The 18,152-nt window shown below is 74.1% G+C and carries 14 protein-coding genes; 8 read left to right on the plus strand and 6 right to left on the minus strand.

Going from position 1 to position 18,152, the window contains the following annotated elements:
- Positions 1–275 precede the first annotated feature (275 nt).
- Complete coding sequence (ppdK, locus tag IE271_RS00800; protein ID WP_190188122.1) at positions 276–3,005, plus strand: pyruvate, phosphate dikinase; 2,730 nt, start codon at positions 276–278, stop codon at positions 3,003–3,005.
- Positions 3,006–3,270: 265 nt separating this feature from the next.
- Complete coding sequence (locus IE271_RS00805) at positions 3,271–4,488, plus strand: acyltransferase family protein (RefSeq protein WP_190188123.1); 1,218 nt, start codon at positions 3,271–3,273, stop codon at positions 4,486–4,488.
- A gap of 30 nt (positions 4,489–4,518) precedes the next feature.
- On the opposite strand, the gene nirD is transcribed toward IE271_RS00805, so the two are convergent.
- Genes nirD through IE271_RS00820 form a run of 3 tightly spaced genes read right to left on the minus strand, consistent with a single transcriptional unit; the run spans position 4,519 to position 7,720 of the window.
- On the minus strand, positions 4,519–4,872 hold the full coding sequence (gene nirD / locus IE271_RS00810; RefSeq protein ID WP_190188124.1) for a nitrite reductase small subunit NirD: 354 nt from the start codon (positions 4,870–4,872) through the stop codon (positions 4,519–4,521).
- Positions 4,869–7,496, minus strand: coding sequence for a nitrite reductase large subunit NirB (gene nirB, locus IE271_RS00815; protein ID WP_190188125.1), 2,628 nt, complete (start codon positions 7,494–7,496; stop codon positions 4,869–4,871). The genes nirD and nirB overlap by 4 nt, the downstream gene beginning before the upstream one ends.
- Complete coding sequence (locus tag IE271_RS00820; RefSeq protein WP_190188580.1) at positions 7,496–7,720, minus strand: hypothetical protein; 225 nt, start codon at positions 7,718–7,720, stop codon at positions 7,496–7,498. Before IE271_RS00820 ends, nirB begins: the two co-directional genes overlap by 1 nt.
- Positions 7,721–7,926: 206 nt before the next feature.
- Here IE271_RS00820 and IE271_RS00825 point away from each other — a divergent pair, with 206 nt between their 5' ends.
- Positions 7,927–8,709 carry a sulfite exporter TauE/SafE family protein gene (locus IE271_RS00825; RefSeq protein ID WP_190188126.1) on the plus strand — a complete coding sequence of 261 codons (783 nt, stop codon included), beginning with the start codon at positions 7,927–7,929 and terminating at the stop codon, positions 8,707–8,709.
- A 63-nt stretch (positions 8,710–8,772) separates the two neighbouring features.
- Here IE271_RS00825 and IE271_RS00830 read toward each other — a convergent pair whose 3' ends face one another.
- Together IE271_RS00830 and IE271_RS00835 are read right to left on the minus strand one after the other, a co-directional pair.
- On the minus strand, positions 8,773–9,390 hold the full coding sequence (locus tag IE271_RS00830; RefSeq protein ID WP_190188127.1) for a class F sortase: 618 nt from the start codon (positions 9,388–9,390) through the stop codon (positions 8,773–8,775).
- A 120-nt stretch (positions 9,391–9,510) separates the two neighbouring features.
- Positions 9,511–10,080: a hypothetical protein gene (locus tag IE271_RS00835; RefSeq protein ID WP_190188128.1), complete on the minus strand. Its 570-nt coding sequence runs from the start codon at positions 10,078–10,080 to the stop codon at positions 9,511–9,513.
- A 433-nt stretch (positions 10,081–10,513) separates the two neighbouring features.
- Here IE271_RS00835 and cutA point away from each other — a divergent pair, with 433 nt between their 5' ends.
- Positions 10,514–10,876 carry a divalent-cation tolerance protein CutA gene (gene cutA / locus IE271_RS00840; protein WP_190188129.1) on the plus strand — a complete coding sequence of 121 codons (363 nt, stop codon included), beginning with the start codon at positions 10,514–10,516 and terminating at the stop codon, positions 10,874–10,876.
- Positions 10,877–11,054: 178 nt separating this feature from the next.
- Here cutA and IE271_RS00845 read toward each other — a convergent pair whose 3' ends face one another.
- Complete coding sequence (locus tag IE271_RS00845) at positions 11,055–11,750, minus strand: SanA/YdcF family protein (protein ID WP_190188130.1); 696 nt, start codon at positions 11,748–11,750, stop codon at positions 11,055–11,057.
- 510 nt (positions 11,751–12,260) lie between these two features.
- Between IE271_RS00845 and IE271_RS00850 the strand changes: the two genes are divergently transcribed.
- The 4 genes from IE271_RS00850 to dnaG all read left to right on the plus strand — a co-directional run bounded on the left by IE271_RS00850 (position 12,261) and on the right by dnaG (position 18,090).
- A complete protein-coding gene (locus tag IE271_RS00850; RefSeq protein WP_190188131.1) occupies positions 12,261–13,169 on the plus strand; it encodes a sirohydrochlorin chelatase in 909 nt (302 codons plus the stop codon).
- Between the two features lie 169 nt (positions 13,170–13,338).
- Positions 13,339–14,727, plus strand: a complete 1,389-nt coding sequence (locus tag IE271_RS00855) for a deoxyguanosinetriphosphate triphosphohydrolase (RefSeq protein WP_190188132.1) — start codon at positions 13,339–13,341, stop codon at positions 14,725–14,727.
- 117 nt (positions 14,728–14,844) lie between these two features.
- Positions 14,845–16,110 (plus strand): NAD(P)/FAD-dependent oxidoreductase, encoded by a 1,266-nt coding sequence (locus tag IE271_RS00860; RefSeq protein WP_190188548.1) that lies wholly within the window; start codon positions 14,845–14,847, stop codon positions 16,108–16,110.
- 57 nt (positions 16,111–16,167) lie between these two features.
- Positions 16,168–18,090 carry a DNA primase gene (gene dnaG, locus IE271_RS00865; RefSeq protein ID WP_190188133.1) on the plus strand — a complete coding sequence of 641 codons (1,923 nt, stop codon included), beginning with the start codon at positions 16,168–16,170 and terminating at the stop codon, positions 18,088–18,090.
- Positions 18,091–18,152: the final 62 nt, after the last annotated feature.

Raw genomic sequence — 18,152 nt, forward strand, 5'->3', positions numbered from 1 at the left:
GGTGGCACTCAGTGCCACCCCTTTGTTGTTCACGCATCAAACTCAAGCGTATCTGCAGCCGCTCACATGAGCATTCATCACGGTCTACGGGCGTTGACTCGTTCAAGAGGTGAACGCGTGATCGGCCATGGCCTTGCCAAGCCATTACTTTCGATCTGTTGGCGCACGCCCGGTTACAGCCGTATGACGTGTAAGCAGACCTCCTCAGACGCCTTGGATCTGGGTATGTTCCTCGCCGTCAGGGCAGCCACCGCGTCCTCGAGGAGTCGAGACCCGTGTCGGAAAACAAAGATCCCCACGCAGCCGAGGGCGTGAAGCTCGTTTACGACTTCACCGAAGGCAACAAGGACCTCAAGGACCTGCTCGGCGGGAAGGGCGCGAACCTCGCCGAGATGACCAACCTGGGCCTTCCCGTTCCTCCGGGCTTCACCATCACCACCGAGGCATGCAGGGTCTACCTCGACAGCGGTGAGGAGCCGGCGGCACTGCGTGACGAGGTGAGTGCGCACCTCGACGCCCTGGAGGCGAAGGCGGGCAAGAGGCTCGGCCAGGCCGACGACCCCCTTCTCGTGTCCGTGCGCTCCGGGGCCAAGTTCTCCATGCCGGGCATGATGGACACCGTCCTCAACATCGGGCTCTCCGACCGGTCCGTACAGGGCCTCGCCGAGCAGGCCGGCGACGAACGGTTCGCCTGGGACTCCTACCGCCGGCTCATCCAGATGTTCGGCAAGACCGTCCTCGGAGTGGACGGCGACCTCTTCGAGGACGCCCTCGACCAGGCCAAGAGGGCGAAGAAGGTCACGGTGGACACCGAGCTGGAGGCGGCCGACCTCAAGAAGCTCGTCACGAAGTTCAAGAAGATCGTCAAGGCCGAGGCCGGACGCGACTTCCCGCAGGACCCGCGCGAGCAGATGGACCTCGCGATCAAGGCCGTCTTCGACTCCTGGAACGGCGAGCGCGCCAAGCTCTACCGCCGCCAGGAGCGCATCCCGCACGACCTGGGCACCGCCGTCAACGTCTGCTCCATGGTCTTCGGCAACCTCGGCCCCGACTCCGGCACCGGCGTCGCCTTCACCCGCGACCCCGCCTCGGGCCACCAGGGCGTCTACGGCGACTACCTGCAGAACGCGCAGGGCGAGGACGTCGTCGCGGGCATCCGCAACACCGTGCCGCTCGCCGAGCTGGAGTCGATCGACAAGAAGTCGTACGACCGGCTGATGCAGATCATGGAGACCCTGGAGAACCACTACAAGGACCTCTGCGACATCGAGTTCACCATCGAGCGCGGGCAGCTGTGGATGCTCCAGACCCGCGTCGGCAAGCGGACGGCCGGCGCCGCCTTCCGCATCGCCACCCAGCTGGTGGACCAGGGCCTGATCGACGAGGCCGAGGCGCTCCAGCGCGTCACCGGCGCCCAGCTCGCCCAGCTGATGTTCCCGCGCTTCGACGACCAGGCGAAGGTGCGGCAGATCGGCCGGGGCATCGCCGCCTCGCCGGGCGCGGCCGTCGGCAAGGCCGTCTTCGACTCGTACACCGCGGTCAAGTGGTCGCGCTCGGGCGAGAAGGTCATCCTGATCCGCCGCGAGACCAACCCCGACGACCTCGACGGCATGATCGCCGCCGAGGGCATCCTGACCTCGCGCGGCGGCAAGACCTCGCACGCGGCCGTCGTCGCCCGCGGCATGGGCAAGACCTGCGTGTGCGGCGCCGAGGAGCTGGAGGTCGACACCAAGAGGCGGTGCCTGTCCGCGCCGGGCGGCGTCGTCGTCGAGGAGGGCGACGTCATCTCGATCGACGGTTCGACGGGCAAGGTGTACCTGGGCGAGGTCCCGGTCGTGCCGTCGCCGGTCGTCGAGTACTTCGAGGGCCGGATGCACGCGGGCGCCGACGACGCCGACGAGCTGGTCGAGGCCGTGCACCGGATCATGGCCTTCGCCGACCGCAAGCGCCGGCTGCGGGTGCGCGCCAACGCCGACAACGCCGAGGACGCGCTGCGCGCCCGCCGCTTCGGCGCCCAGGGCATCGGCCTGTGCCGCACCGAGCACATGTTCCTCGGCGACCGGCGCGAGCTGGTGGAGCGGCTGATCCTGGCGGACACCGACGCCGAGCGCGAGGAGTCCCTCAGGCAGCTGCTGCCGCTGCAGAAGCGGGACTTCGTCGAGCTGTTCGAGGCGATGGACGGGCTGCCCGTCACCGTCCGCCTGCTCGACCCGCCGCTGCACGAGTTCCTGCCCGACATCACCGAGCTGTCCGTGCGCGTCGCGCTCGCCGAGGCCCGCAAGGACCCGCACGAGAACGACCTGCGCCTGCTCCAGGCCGTGCACCGGCTGCACGAGCAGAACCCGATGCTGGGCCTGCGCGGCGTCCGCCTCGGCCTGGTCATCCCCGGCCTGTTCACCATGCAGGTACGGGCGATCGCGGAGGCCGCCGCCGAGCGCCGGGCCGCCAAGGGCGACCCGCGCGCCGAGATCATGATCCCGCTGGTCGGCACCGTCCAGGAGCTGGAGCTGGTGCGCGACGAGGCCGACCAGGTCATCGCCGAGGTCCAGGAGGCCACCGGCACCGACCTGAAGCTGGCCATCGGCACCATGATCGAGCTGCCCCGCGCCGCGCTCACCGCCGGGCAGATCGCCGAGGCCGCCGAGTTCTTCTCCTTCGGCACCAACGACCTCACGCAGACCGTCTGGGGCTTCAGCCGGGACGACGTGGAGGCCAGCTTCTTCACCGCGTACCTGGAGAAGGGCATCTTCGGCGTCAGCCCCTTCGAGACGATCGACAAGGACGGCGTGGGTGCCCTGGTGCGGTCCGCCGCCGAGGCCGGCCGCGCGACCCGGCCCGGCCTCAAGCTCGGCGTCTGCGGCGAGCACGGCGGCGACCCGGAGTCGGTCCACTTCTTCCACGAGGTGGGTCTCGACTACGTCTCCTGCTCGCCGTTCCGCATCCCGGTGGCGCGCCTGGAGGCGGGCCGCGCGGCCTCGCGGTCCCGGGGCAGCGACCACCGCTAGCCCTCCGGGGCGCGCAAGTTCCGGAGCCGTTGTCCGTCACCTGAACACCCTCACCGATCGGCAACGGTTCCGGACCGCGGAAAGGAGAGGGCGGCACCCGTGCGGGGGTGCCGCCCTCTCGTGCGCTTCCGCCGCTTTTACGGCCCTTCGTGCCCAGGACCGTGACGGGCCTCTCACGGTCGTCCCGCACGATCTCCGCGTGGCTGGTCATACGCAGGGAAAGGTACGCCCCTGTCGGAGCCTCGGGTACGAAAGTGATGGGTGCATGAAGAGAACGGAGTACGCGGCACCGGAGGCCGGTGCGGTCACGGACCGGACGGACGGCGGGACGACGCCCGCGGCGTCGGCGCGGACCGTCGGCGAGGCGCGGACGGGTGCCGCGGCCGGCCCGGCCGCGGCACCCGTCCGTGGCGGTCGGCTCGCCGCGCTGGACGGACTGCGGTTCCTGGCGGCGCTGGCGGTGGTGCTCTTCCACTTCGTCGGGCAGGCCCCCGGAACGATGCGGTCCATCTGGGGCCGCCCCTACCAGGAGATCTTCCCCGAGGCGCACGCCTACTTCGCCTACGGACGGCTGGGCGTGGACCTGTTCTTCCTGATCAGCGGCTTCGCCATCTGCATGAGCGCATGGGGGCGCACCCCGCGGGACTTCTTCATATCCCGCGTCACCCGTCTGTACCCGATGTACTGGGTGGCGATCGCGGTGTCGGCGAGCGTCATCTGCCTGTTCGACACCCCGTTCGGGCGCCTCGAACCGTGGGTGCTGTTCGCCAACCTCACCATGCTGCAGACCCCGCTCGGCGTGGACAACCTGGACTCGGTGTACTGGACGCTGTGGCCGGAGCTCTGCTTCTACCTCACCTTCGCGGTCGTGGTGTGGAAGGGGCTCACCTACCAGCGCGTGGTGATCTTCTGCGGACTGTGGACGGTCGCCGCGGTGCTGGCGCCGACGGCCGACCTGCCGCTGCTCACGCTGCTGACCAACCCGGTGTCCGCCCCGTACTTCATCGCGGGCATGGCCTTCCACCTCATGCACCGCTTCCGGCCGACGCCGCTGCTGTGGGGCATCGTGACCATGTCGTGGCTGCTGGCCCAGTACTTCCTGCTGACGCCGCACGGCGGTCGGAACAACTGGGACAACTGGGCGCCGGGGCGTGGCTGGCTGGTCCTGGTGATCACGGTGTTCTTCGTGCTGGTCGCCGCCATCGCGCTCGGCTGGACCCGCCGGATCCGCTGGCGCCGGCTGACGGTGGCGGGCACGCTGACCTTCCCGCTGTACCTGCTGCACGACGTGATCGGGATGACCGTGGCGCAGCGGTACGGGGACCGGACCGACCCGTGGGTGCTGGTCGGGGTCACGGTGGCGGTCCTGGTCGTCCTGTCGTACGTGGTGCAGCGTTTCGTCGAGCGTCCGATCGCGATGGCCGTGCGGCGCCGGCTGAGCAGCGCCGAGTTCTGCCCGGGACCGTCGGCGCCCCGCCGCTGAGCGGAGGACGGCGGGCCCGGGAGCCCGGCCTCACGCGGCCGTGCGTACCTCGTACGTCGCCACCCGCACCGACTCGTCGTCCAGGCACTGCCCGGACGACAGGTCGAAGCGCTGCTTGAGCAGGGGCGAGGCGACGAAGGGGCGGCCCTGGTGGGTGCCGGTCAGGCCGCGCGAGAGGACGGCCGCGCCGCTGAACGGGTCGCGGTTGTCGATCGCGTACAGCCGGCCCGCGCGGTCCAGGAACAGGGCCGCCTGACGGCCGTCCGGGAGCAGGGCCGCCACGCCGCGGCCGGGCAGCAGCCGGCCGAGGTCGCAGACCGTGAACCAGTCGTCCGCGAGCCGGAGCTGCACCATCAGGTCGGTCGTCTCGGGTGCCAGGGTCATCGCTGGGCGCTTCCTTCCAGGACGGTGTCCGCGGGCCGCGTGCCGATGGCCAGCAGCGGCAGGTCGGGCTTGATCTGGTCGCGCTCGGGGACGAAGCCGACGACCGGGTCGGGGGTGTCGGGGGCGTTGACGAAGGAGACGAAGCGGGCCAGCTTCTCGGGGTCCTCGATGGTCGTCGCCCACTCGTCGCGGTAGTGCGCGACGTGCGCGGCCATCAGGGACTCCAGCTCCTCGCAGATGCCGAGGGAGTCGTGCACCACCACGTCCCGCACGTGGTCCAGGCCGCCCGGGATCCGCTCCAGCCACACCGACGTGCGCTCCAGGCGGTCGGCGGTGCGGATGTAGAACATCAGGAAGCGGTCGATCAGCCGGACCAGCTCGGCGTCGGAGAGGTCCTGGGCGAGCAGGTCCGCGTGGCGCGGGGTGGCGCCGCCGTTGCCGCCGACGTACAGGTTCCAGCCGTTGGCGGTGGCGATGATCCCGAAGTCCTTGGACTGGGCCTCCGCGCACTCGCGGGCGCAGCCGGAGACCGCCGACTTCAGCTTGTGGGGCGACCTGAGTCCCCGGTAGCGCAGCTCCAGGTCGATGGCCATGCGGACCGAGTCCTGCACGCCGTAGCGGCACCAGGTCCGCCCCACGCAGGACTTCACCGTGCGCAGCGACTTGCCGTACGCGTGGCCCGACTCGAAGCCCGCGTCGACCAGCCGGGTCCAGATCAGCGGCAGCTGCTCCACGCGCGCGCCGAACAGGTCGATGCGCTGGCCGCCCGTGATCTTCGTGTAGAGGCCGAAGTCCCGGGCCACCTCGCCGATGACGATGAGCTTCTCCGGGGTGATCTCGCCACCGGGGATGCGCGGCACGACCGAGTACGAGCCGTTCTTCTGGAGGTTGGCGAGGAAGTGGTCGTTGGTGTCCTGCAGGGCCGCCTGCTCGCCCTGGAGGACGTAGCCGTCGGCGCCGATCGTGGGCGCGAGCGAGGCGATGATCGAGCCGACCGTGGGCTTGCAGACCTCGCAGCCGTCGCCGCCGCGCGCCGCCTCCCGGCCGTAGCGGTCCAGGAGCTGCCGGTAGGAGGTGATGCGCAGGGCGAGGACGATCTCGTACAGCTCCTCGCGGGTCTGCGGGAAGCAGCCGCACAGGCCCTTGTCGACCTCGACGCCGCTCGCCTCCAGCTCGGCCGTGACCAGCTGGCCGAGCACCTTCACGCAGCTGCCGCAGCCCGTGCCGGCCCTGGTGCACTTCTTCACCTCGGGCACGGTGGTGCACTTGTGCTCGGTGACCGCGCCGCGGACGGTGCCCTTGGTGACGTTGTGGCAGGAGCAGACGACCGCCTCGTCGGGCAGGGCGGACGGGCCGAGCTGCGCGGGGGCGCCCGCGCCCGCCGGGAGCACCAGCTGCTCGGGGGCGATCGGCGGGACCGAACCGGTGAGCGCGCGCAGCGTGCCGTACGCCTCCGCGTCGCCGACGAGGATGCCGCCGAGCAGCTCGCCGCCGCGGCCGACGACCAGCTTCTTGTACGTGCCGGAGCGGGAGTCGGCGTAGACCACGTCGAGGCAGCCGTCGGTGGTGCCGTGCGCGTCGCCGAAGGAGGCCACGTCGACGCCGAGGAGCTTCAGCTTGGTGGACAGGTCGGCGCCGGTGAACGACTTCCGCCCGTCCTCGTCGGCGGCGATCGCGGCGGCGGCCGTCTCGGCCATCTCGTAGCCGGGCGCCACCAGGCCGTACACCCGGCCGTCCGCGGCCAGCGCGCACTCGCCGACGGCGAAGACGTGCGGGTCGGACACCGTGCGGCACTGCTCGTCGACCGCGATGCCGCCGCGCTCGCCGACCGTGAGCCCGCAGTCCCGGGCGAGCTGGTCGCGGGGGCGCACGCCCGCAGAGAACACCACCATGTCCGTGGGCAGTTCGGAGCCGTCGGACAGCCTCATGCCGGTCACTGCGCCGTCCGCGCCGGTGACGACCTCCTGCGTGCCCGTGCCGGTGTGCACGGTCAGGCCCATGCCCTCGACGGTGCGCAGCAGCGCCGCGCCGCCGCCCTCGTCGACCTGCACCGGCATCAGGCGCGGCGCGAACTCCACGATGTGGGTGTCCAGCCCGAGGCCCTTGAGCGCGCCCGCCGCCTCCAGGCCGAGCAGCCCGCCGCCGACCACCGCGCCGGTGGTGGCCCTCGACCGCGCGTACTCCTCGATCGCGAGCAGGTCCTCGATCGTGCGGTAGACGAAGCAGCCCTCGGCGTCCCTGCCGGGCACCGGCGGTACGAAGGGGGAGGAGCCGGTGGCGAGGACGAGGGTGTCGTAGGCGACGGTCAGACCCGAGCGGGCGGTCACCGTCCGCGCCGCGCGGTCGACCGCCTCGGCCGGGTCGCCCAGGTGCAGCTCGATGCCGTGCTCCGTGAGGAACCCGGGATCGGTCATGGACAGGTCCTCGGGCGTCCGGCCCGAGAAGTACGAGGTCAGCTGGACGCGGTCGTAGGCGGGGCGCGGCTCCTCGCACAGCACGACCACGCGGTGCGTGGCGGTCAGGCCGCGCTCGGCGAGCGCCTCGAGGAAGCGCTGGCCGACCATGCCGTGCCCGACGAGCACGATCGTGGGGCGGGGCCGGGCGGGGGAAGCCGTCGTGGACATCAGGAGCCTCCGTCGTGGGTGAGCGGGTGGAGCGGAGAGGTGCCGTCCGAGGGCAGCGGCTCCGCTCCCTCCCGGGCGCGGGCGGGCGCGCCGGCGGGCACCCCGCCGACCGGGCGGCCACCGCCGGCGGTCTCGCGGTGGGGGTGGGGGCCGCGCGTGCCGCCGGCGGGCCGGCCGCCCACGGGTCCGGCGCCGGCCGCCACCACACGCGCATTCGAGGTCATGCACGCAGCGTGCGGTGCCGGTGTTACCCGGTCGCATCACGGTTGTTTCCCACGGGGAACGCTGCCCTCAGCCCGTCGGCGGACCGGCTGTGAGGGTTTCGACCTGGCACGACGGCACCGCGGAAGGCTCAGAAAAGGCTCAGGAAAAGCGCAGGGCACACCCGGTGGATGGACTGGCCAACCATCCGCTCCCTAGGGTCGTGATCATGCCTGACATCTCTCTGACCACGGTCGTCGTCCTCTGCGCCGCCGCCCTGGCGGCCGGCTGGATCGACGCCGTGGTGGGCGGCGGCGGACTGCTGCTGCTCCCGGCCCTGCTGCTCGGACTGCCGGGCGGCACCCAGGCCGCGTACGCGCTCGGCACCAACAAGGCGGTGGCGATCGTCGGCACGACGGGCGCCGCCGTGACGTACGCGCGCCGGGCGCCCGTGCCCGTGGGCACCGCCGTGCGGATCGGCCTCGCCGCGCTGGCCGGCTCGACGGGCGGGGCCTTCTTCGCCGCCGGGATGAGCACCGAGGTGCTCAAGCCCGTGATCATGGTCGTCCTGCTCGGCGTCGCCGCCTTCGTCATCCTGCGGCCCGCGTTCGGCACGGCGCCCGCGGCCGGCCCGGTCCCCCGCCGCCGGATCTGGGCGGCGATCGGGCTCGCGGGCCTCGGCATCGGCTTCTACGACGGGTTCATCGGACCCGGCACGGGCACGTTCCTGGTGCTGGCGCTCACCGCCGTGCTCCACCTCGACCTGGTCTCCGCCTCCGCCACCGCGAAGATCGTCAACTGCTGCACCAACGCCGGCGCCCTCGCGATGTTCGCCTGGCAGGGCACCGTGCTGTGGCAGCTGGCCGGGCCGATGGCCGTGTTCAACCTGGCGGGCGGCATGCTCGGGGCGCGCACCGCGCTCAAGAGGGGCAGCGGCTTCGTCCGGATCGTGCTGCTCGTGGTCGTGTTCGCGCTGGTGGCGAACCTCGCGTACGAGCAGTGGCTCGCGTGAGCGGGCGCCCGTCCGCGCCTGTCCTCGGGGGGCACCCGTCCGCGCCCGCTCCCCGCGGGCGGCTCAGCGGCTGCCCGTGAGGCGGGCGAAGACCACCACGTTCCCCCGGTAGCCGATCCCCTTCGCGTAGCCGCCCCCGCAGGTGATCACCCGTAGCTCGGGGCGCGGTGCCGCGCCGTACACCTTCCCGTCCGGGAAGTGCCGGCGGTCGTACACCTCCACGGCGTGCACGGCGAACACCGCGACCGTGCCGTCCCGCCGGTCCACCTCGATCGTCGCGCCCCTCTCCACCGCGCCCAGGCGGTAGAAGACGGCGGGGCCGTCCGCGTTGTCGACGTGGCCGGCCACGATCGCGGTGCCCCGCTCGCCGGGCGAGGTGCCCGCCTCGTACCAGCCGGCGAGCCGGGGGCGGTCGGCCGGGGGCGCGTCGAGGCTGCCCTGCGGGGTGAGGCGGAGGCCCGTCAGGGGCGCGTCCACCCCGATCGAGGGGATGCGGATGCGGTCGGGCGGCGACGGCGGCAGGGCGTGCGCGGCCGGCCGCTCCCGGCCGGCGTCCGTACCGGACTGCGCGGGCGACGGCTGCGGCGGCGCGTGCGTGTGCGCGCCGCCCAGCAGCCAGCCGCCCGAGCACAGGGCGACCACGGTGACGGAGGCTATGACGGTGTTGCCCGGCCTGGGCATGCGCGGCCCCTTCGCCTCGGCGCGACGGATGCGGAAGAGCCCCGCGTCCCCTCCGGGCGCGAGGGGCGTCGCGCCCGGAGGGGAGGGGACGTGCGGTACCGGTGGACAGCGGAGGTGTCCTCAGATCCCGTCGCCTCTCGCCCGGCGGTGCAGGAGCCAGGTACCGCCCGCGGCGGCGACGGCCAGTGCCGCCACGCCCGCCGCGGTCCGTGCGGGGTCGGGACCGAGCGCGCCGCCGACCCCCGTCTTCACGCTTCCCTTCGGGACGTCCGGAGTGGCGGGAGCGCTCGGGACGCTCTCCTGCGGGCGCTCCGGCCGCGCGCCGGCGGCCAGGCTCACCACCAGGTCCGCGGTGATCCTGCCGCCGTCCGAGCAGCGCGCGACGATCTCGTACGTGCCGGGCTGCGCCGACGGCGGCACGTCGAAGTGCCCGACCGCGTCCTCCTCGTGCTCGCTGGGCGCCAGGGTGAAGGAGCCCGCGCCCACGGCCGCGGCGTCACCCGTCACGGGGGCGTTCCCGCCGCACGCCGCCGTGTTCACCGTGACCTCGTCGCCGGGGGCCACGGTGGCGGGGTACACCTCCAGGCCGTCCGCGGCGCCGTACGCGGGCGCGGCGGCCGGACCCGCGGCGGCCAGGCCCGCGGCGGCGACGGCGAGCGCGGTACCGGTCAGCGGACGGACTGTGCGCATCGTCTGCTCCTCCGAACGGGCGCGGCCGGCAGCACCCCGTGTGCCGCTGCGTCGGCCTGGCCCCGCCCTACCGAGGTAAGTGGCAGAAGGCCGCGCACGCTTGCTGATGGCGCGTCAGATGACGTGCTACGGGGCGGCGCGCGACCGCGGCCCGAAGCGATTCTCACGCTGTTTCAGCAGGTCAGCCGGGCGTCTCCCGGGAGCGGCGACCGTATGTCCGAAGAGTGCGCGCGGCGCGTGTGAACGGGTGACCCGGCGGGGCGCGGAGCCGCCCGGCCGCCGCCGTCGCGTGCGGGAGAGGACGGGCCGCGGCGGCCGGGGCGCCCGCCCGGCCCGGGCCGGTCCCCCCGCGCGCCGCGTGCGTGCCGCGTGACCGGCACGGGGCGCGGGGGACGAGAATCGTTGCCGCGAAAGCCCGGAGAGGAGACCGAAGATGGCCACGGCAGCCTGGCTCACCGTTCTGACCACGACCGACGACGCCGGCAAGGCGGAGGCGCTGGCCCGCGGCGCGGTCGGCGCGCGGGTCGCGGCCTGCGCGCAGATCAGCGGACCGGTCACGTCCGTCTACCGGTGGCGGGGTGAGGTGGAGACCGCCGCCGAGTGGCAGGTGCTGTTCAAGACGACCGGCGCGCGCTACGAGGAGCTGGAGTCGTACCTGCGCGCCGCCCACGACTACGACACGCCCGAGATCGTCGCGACCCCGATCGTGCGCGGCGGCGCGGACTACCTGCGGTGGCTGGAGGAGGAGACGGCGCAGGCGCCGGAGGCGGGGGAGCGGACCGGGGGGAGGGACTGAGGGAGGGGACGGGAGGGGGAGGGGCGGTGAGCGCGGCCGGGAGCGGAGAGCGGGCTGAGGGCGCGGCCGGGAGCGGAGAGCGGGCTGAGGGCGGGGACGGGGAGGGGCGGGAAGCGGGACTGGGGGAGAGGACGCGGAAGGGGGGCTGGGGGGAGGACGTGGAAGGGGCGGAGAGCGGCTACCGGGCCGACGCCAGGGCCCGGGAGACCCCCGGTTCCTTCGGGCCCAGGAAGTGCGGGTCCGGCTCGACCAGGGCGTCCAGGGCCGCCTTGCCCGCCGCGAACAGCTCGCGGGTCGCGCCGTAGTACCAGGTCACGTCGTGCCGGTCGGCGGAGGCCGCGACGCCGTACCCGTCGATCCCCGCCTCCCGGCACAGCGCCACCGCCCGCCGGACGTGGAAGCCCTGGCTGATCAGCACCGCCCGGTCGACGCCGAAGACCTCCCGGGCGCGCACGCAGGAGTCCCAGGTGTCGAAGCCCGCGTAGTCGCTGACGATCCGCCGGTCCGGCACCCCGCGCCGGGTCAGGTACGCCCGCATGGCGTCCGGCTCGTCGTAGTCCTCGCGGCTGTTGTCGCCGGTGACGAGCACGACCTCGACACGGCCCGCCTCGTACAGGCGCACCGCCGTGTCCAGCCGGTGCGCCAGGTACGGCGAGGGCCCGCCGTCCCGCAGCCCCGCCCCGAAGACGACGGCCACGTCGGCGCGCGGCACGTCGGCGGCGGTGCGCAGCCGGCCGTCCGCCGCCGTGAACATCCAGGTCGCGGGCAGCAGCGCGAGCACGCACCCGAGCATCACGGCCTGCACGGCGCGCCGTCGCCCGGCACGGGTCCGTGGCAGGCGCGGCCGGGGCAGGGGTGTGCGGGGGCGGTGCATCGGTGTCCCTCCAGGGGCGTCGGGAGCGCACGGGCGGCCGTACGCGGACGATCTCTCCCGGGAAGGACGCGGCACCCGGTGCTCCGGTTCACCGACGTCGCCGGGGCGGCCGTCGCCCGCTGCGGGGACCCCGTACGGGGGCGGGGCGGGCCGCCGCCCGCCGTGGGGATCCCGGGCCGGAGCGGCCGATGCCCGCCGCAGGCACGTCGTACGAGGTGGCCGACGCCCGCCGCGGGCACCGTCGTAGGGGGCGGTCGGCGCCCGCCCGGAGGTCTCCGCCCGGGGCGGCCGGCGCCCGTCGCGGGGCCCGCGTACAGGGGGCCGGTGTCCGCCGCCGGGACCGCCGTGCGGTGACGTACTTCACTCGCGGCGGGGAAAGCGCAGCTCAGGACGGGGTTCAACGGGCGGGCAGGCACCTCACACACCCCGTGCCCCCCACCGTGAACCGCCCGAAAAGACCCGTCATCGCCGCGCAACGGAGCGGCAACCTCCCCCCGTCACGATCGGTCCATGACGGCGTCGACCCCGCGAAGCGACGAGTTTCCGCCCGGCCCCGGCGGCCCCCGGCCGTTCGACGGCCCCCACCTCGACAGTACGGCGCACCTCATGAACCGGATCACCAGTCAGCTCGGCAGCCAGCTCCGCCTCGTCCGGCGCGACGGCCGGCGGCGCCCCGCTCCGCCCACCCTGGTCCTCGTCGCGCACGGCAGCCGGGACCCGCGCGCCCTGAGCACCGTCGGCGCGCTGCTCGACCGGGTCCGCGCGCTCCGCCCCGGCCTGCCCGTCCGCCTCGGCCACATCGAGCTGAACGAGCCCCTGCTGCCCGACACCCTCGACACCCTCGGCACCGGCGCCGCCGTGCTCGTCCCGCTGCTGCTCAGCCGGGGCTACCACGTCAAGCGGGACATTCCCGGGGCCGCGGCCGCCGCGGCGGCGCGCACCCGGCTCGCCGCCCCGCTCGGCCCGCACCCGCTGCTCGTGGAGGCGCTGCACGCCCGGCTCACCGAGGCGGGCTGGCACGCGGGCCGCGACGAGGCCGAGCGGCGGGCGAGCGGCGTCGTCCTCGCGGCGGCCGGCTCGCGCGACCCCGAGGCGGCCGCCGACACCGGGCGCACCGCGCGGGCGCTGGCCGAGCGCCTCGGCGTGCCGGTCGTCCCCGCGTACGCCTCCGCCGCCGCGCCCACCGTCCCGGAGGCGGTGCGCGCCCTCGCCGCGGAGGGCCGCCACCGGACGGCCGTGGCCTCGTACTTCACCGCCCCGGGCCGCTTCGCCGCCGAGTGCGCGGCCGCCGCGCCGTGGCTCGCCTCCGCCCCGCTCGGCACCCACCCCGCGATGGCCCGCCTCGTGCTGCACCGCTACGACCAGGCCCTCGCCGTCCCGGAGCCCGCGGCCGGGACGCCCCGTCCCGCCCTGGTCTGACCCGGGACCCGGGTCCGCCCCGGGGACCGGGGGCCGCCGCCCGTCCCGGCCCTCCCGCACGTTCCGGCCGACCCGCACGTCCCGGCCGGGACGGGGATCCCTGTTCGAGTTCGGCCGACGACTCGGGGGAATGTCCTCATCGTCCCTGCCTGCGTCTACTGTTCGGAGCATGGAAGGCAGCACCGCACCCGAGGCGGCACCGGTACACGAGGACGGCGCGCTGGGCGCGTACGACGAGGCGGCCCTGGAGCGGTGGGCGCCCGAGCCGGACAAGCGGCCGGGCCGCACCGCCTTCCAGCGCGACCGGGCCCGCGTCCTGCACTCCGCGGCGCTGCGCCGCCTCGCGGGCAAGACGCAGGTGGTCACGCCGGGCGCCCTCCCCCAAGGCCCCGGCTCCGCTCGGACGGGGGGGACCCCCACCCGGATGTGGGACGCCAGCCCCCGCACGCGGCTGACCCACTCCCTGGAGTGCGCCCAGGTCGGCCGCGAGCTGGGCGCCGCCCTCGGCTGCGACCCGGACCTGGTGGAGGCGGCCTGCCTCGCGCACGACCTGGGCCACCCGCCGTTCGGGCACAACGGCGAGCAGGCGCTGAACGAGTTCGCGCGCGACTGCGGCGGGTTCGAGGGCAACGCGCAGTCGCTGCGGCTGCTCACCCGCATCGAGCCCAAGCGGTTCGTGCGCGGCGGGACGGTGCCCGCGGCCGGCGCCCCGGACGACGCCGAGTTCGTCGGCGTCGGGCTCAACCTCACCCGGGCCTCCCTCGACGCCGCCACCAAGTACCCCTGGCCGCGCGGCGCCCACCCCACCGACCCCGCGTCGCCCAAGTTCGGCGTGTACGAGGACGACCGCCCGGTCTTCGACTGGGTCCGCGCGGGCGCCCCCGGCCGGCGCACCTGCTTCGAGGCCCAGGTCATGGACTGGTCCGACGACGTGGCGTACTCCGTGCACGACGTCGAGGACGGCCTGCACGCCGGGCACATCGACCCCGGCTGCCTGCACGCCGAGCCCGAGCGGCAGGAGGTCTTCGCCGTGGCGGTCGGCCGGTACGTGCCCGCCGACACCGACCCCGGGGAGCTGGCCGAGGCCCTGGACCGGCTGCTCGGCCAGGAGTGGTGGCCGCACGGCTACGACGGGTCGGCCGTCGCCCAGGCCCGTCTGAAGGACGCCACCAGCCAGCTCATCGGCCGCTTCTGCCTCGCGGCGGAGACCGCCACGCGGGAGGCGTACGGAGGGGGGCGGCTGACCCGCTACGCGGCGCGACTGGTCGTGCCGCGCGCCGCGCGCATGGAGTGCGCGGTCCTCAAGGCCGTCGCCGACCGCTACGTCATGCAGCGCGCGGAGCAGGAGCTGCTCCGCGCCGACCAGCGGGTGGTGGTCCTCGAACTGGCCGAGGCGCTGACCGCGCGCGCCCCCGACGGACTCGACCCGCAGTTCCGCGCCCTGTTCGACCGGGCGGCCGACGACCGGGCCCGTCAGCGGGTGGTCGTCGACCAGATCGCCTCGCTCACGGACGCCTCGGCGCGCTCGTTGCACGCGCGGCTCACGGGACGCGTGTGACCCCCGCCCGGCGGGGAGTGTGACAGTGCGTGGCCTGATCGGGCCACCACCCCTTCCCGCATCACGCTGCGTGCGGGACGCTCGCTGGGGAGCGGCACGTTCATGAGGAGGCATCAAGTGGTCGACGCGGACCAGACGTTCGTCATCGTCGGAGGTGGCCTGGCCGGGGCCAAGGCGGCGGAGACGCTCCGCGCGGAGGGCTTCACGGGGCGGGTGATACTGATCTGCGACGAGCGCGACCACCCCTACGAACGGCCTCCGCTGTCCAAGGGCTACGTGCTCGGCAAGGAGGAGCGCGACACCGTCTTCGTGCACGAACCCTCCTGGTACGCGCGCCACGACGTCGAACTGCACCTGGGCCAGACCGTCGACGCGATCGACCGCGCGGCCCGGACGGTCCGCTTCGGCGACGACGGCACCCTCGTCCACTACGACAAGCTGCTCCTGGCCACCGGCGCCGAGCCGCGCCGCCTGGACGTCCCGGGCACCGGCCTCGCGGGCGTGCACCACCTGCGCCGGCTGGCCCACGCCGAGCGCCTCAAGGGCGTCCTGGCCGCCCTCGGCCGGGACAACGGCCACCTCGTGATCGCCGGCGCCGGCTGGATCGGCCTGGAGGTCGCGGCGGCCGCCCGCGAGTACGGCGCCGAGGTCACCGTCGTCGAGGCCGCGCCCACCCCGCTGCACGGCGTCCTCGGGCCCGAGCTGGGCCAGCTCTTCACCGAGCTGCACCGCGAGCACGGCGTCCGCTTCCACTTCGGCGCCCGCCTGACCGAGATCGTCGGCCAGGACGGCATGGTGCTCGCCGCCCGCACCGACGACGGCGAGGAGCACCCCGCGCACGACGTGCTCGCCGCGATCGGCGCCGCCCCGCGCACCGGGCTCGCCGAGGCCGCGGGCCTGGAGCTGGCCGACCCCGCGCACGGCGGCGGCATCGCCGTCGACGGGACGCTGCGCACCTCCGACCCGCACGTCTACGCCGCCGGGGACGTGGCCGCCTTCCCGCACCCCCTGTTCGGCGCCCGGCTGCGCGTGGAGCACTGGGCCAACGCCCTCGACGGCGGCCCCGCCGCCGCCCGCGCGATGCTGGGCCGCCCGGTGACGTACGACAGAGTGCCGTACTTCTTCTCCGACCAGTACGACGTGGGTCTGGAGTACTCGGGCTGGGCGCCCCCCGGCTCGTACGACCAGGTGGTGATCCGGGGGGACGCGGGCAAGCGGCGGTTCATCGCCTTCTGGCTGTCCGGGGGACGCGTGCTGGCCGGGATGAACGTGAATGTGTGGGACGTCACGGAGCCGGTCCGGAAGCTGGTCCGCTCGCGCGCGGAGGTGGACGCCGACGCCCTCGCGGACCCGTCCGTCCCGCTGGAGAACCTGCTTCCCTGAGGCGGCCGGCGGGACCGCGTGCGGCCGCCTGTCATAGGGCCCCCGTAGAATCACCTCGTGGCAGGCAGGATCAACGACGAGGACGTGAAGGCGGTCAGGGACGCGGTCCCCATCGACGCCGTCGTGTCGGAGTACCTGCAGCTGCGCAACGCGGGCGGCGGGAACCTCAAGGGCCTGTGCCCCTTCCACGACGAGAAGTCCCCGTCCTTCCAGGTCAGCCCGAGCAAGGGGCTCTTCCACTGCTTCGGCTGCCAGGAGGGCGGCGACACCATCACCTTCGTGATGAAGGTGGACCACCTCTCCTTCTCGGAGGCGGTCGAGCGGCTCGCCGCCCAGGCGGGCATCACGCTGCGCTACGAGGAGGGCGGGTACAACCCCTCCCACCAGCGCGGCGAGCGCATCCGCCTGGTCGAGGCGCACAAGGCCGCCGCGCAGTTCTACGTGGAGCAGCTCGACACCAGCCCCGAGGCCGACGCGGGCCGCGCGTTCCTCGCCGAGCGCGGCTTCGACCAGGCCGCCGCCGCCCACTTCGGCGTCGGCTACAGCCCCCAGGGCTGGGACCACCTCACCCGCTACCTGCGCGGCAAGGGCTTCAGCGACAAGGAGCTGCTCCTCTCCGGGCTCTCCCAGGAGGGCCGCCGCGGCCCTATCGACCGCTTCCGCGGCCGCCTGATGTGGCCCATCCGCGACATCGGCGGCGACGTCGTCGGTTTCGGCGCCCGCAAGCTCTACGAGTCGGACAACGGCCCGAAGTACCTCAACACGCCCGAGACGGCGATCTACAAGAAGTCGCAGGTCCTGTACGGCATCGACCTCGCCAAGAAGGAGATCGCCAAGACCTCCCGCGCGGTCGTCGTGGAGGGCTACACCGACGTCATGGCCTGCCACCTGGCCGGGATCACCACCGCCATCGCCACCTGCGGCACGGCCTTCGGCGGCGAGCACATCAAGATCCTGCGCCGGCTGCTGATGGACAACGGCAGCGCCCGCGTGATCTTCACCTTCGACGGCGACGCGGCCGGCCAGAAGGCCGCGCTGCGCGCCTTCGAGGACGACCAGAAGTTCGCCGCCGAGACCTACATCGCCATCGCCCCCGACGGCATGGACCCCTGCGAGCTGCGCCTGGCCAAGGGCGACGAGGCGGTCGCCGAGCTGGTCGAGCCGCGCACCCCGCTCTTCGAGTTCGCGCTGCGCCAGATCGTCGCCCGTTACGACCTGGAGACCCCCGCCGGGCGCGCCGCCGCGCTCGACGAGGCCGCGCCCGTGGTCGCCCGGATCAAGAACAGCGGCGCCCAGCACGAGGTGGCCGTGCAGCTCGCCGGCATGCTCGGCATCCTCGACACGCAGTTCGTCGTCAAGCGGGTGGCCCAGCTCGCCCGGTGGGCCCGCGAGCGCGGCGGCCGCGCCCCCGAGCCCGGCCGCGGCGGCCCCGGCGCGGGCCGCGGGTCCCGGCAGCCCTACGAGGCCGCGCCCCGGCCCGCGGCCTCCGGACCCGCCCTCACCCTGCGCAACCCCGTCTACGCCACCGAGCGCGAGCTGCTCAAGCTCGCCCTGCAGCGCCCGGAGCTGGTCTCCCCCGCCTTCGACGCCTACGGGGTCGACGAGTTCACCGCAGCGCCGTACGCCGCCGTCCGCCAGGCGATCATGGACGCGGGCGGCGCCGAGTGGGGCGTGCAGGACCCGCAGGAGTACCTGCGGCGGGTGCGCGAGGCCGCCCCGGACGACACGGTCCGCGCCATGGTCACCGAGCTGGCCGTCGAGGCCATCATGCGCAGGACGGTCGACGAGGTGTACGCGGGGGCCCAGCTGGTCACCGTGCGCCGCCGGGCCGTCGAGCGCCGCGTCCGCGACATCCAGTCCAGTCTCACGCGTCTCGGCCAGCACGCCGACCCGGCCCACTTCGCCGCGGTGCAGAACGAGTTGTGGGTCCTCCAGCAGTACGACCAGGCCCTGCGCGAGCGGGGCGTCGCCGCGCTCTGACGCACCGTCCGAGGCCCCGGACCCGCCCCTGGTGAGGCCCGCGCCCGCCCGTACCATCGGCG

Source organism: Streptomyces minutiscleroticus (assembly GCF_014650875.1).
In the GTDB taxonomy this organism is placed as follows: Bacteria; Actinomycetota; Actinomycetes; order Streptomycetales; family Streptomycetaceae; genus Streptomyces; species Streptomyces minutiscleroticus.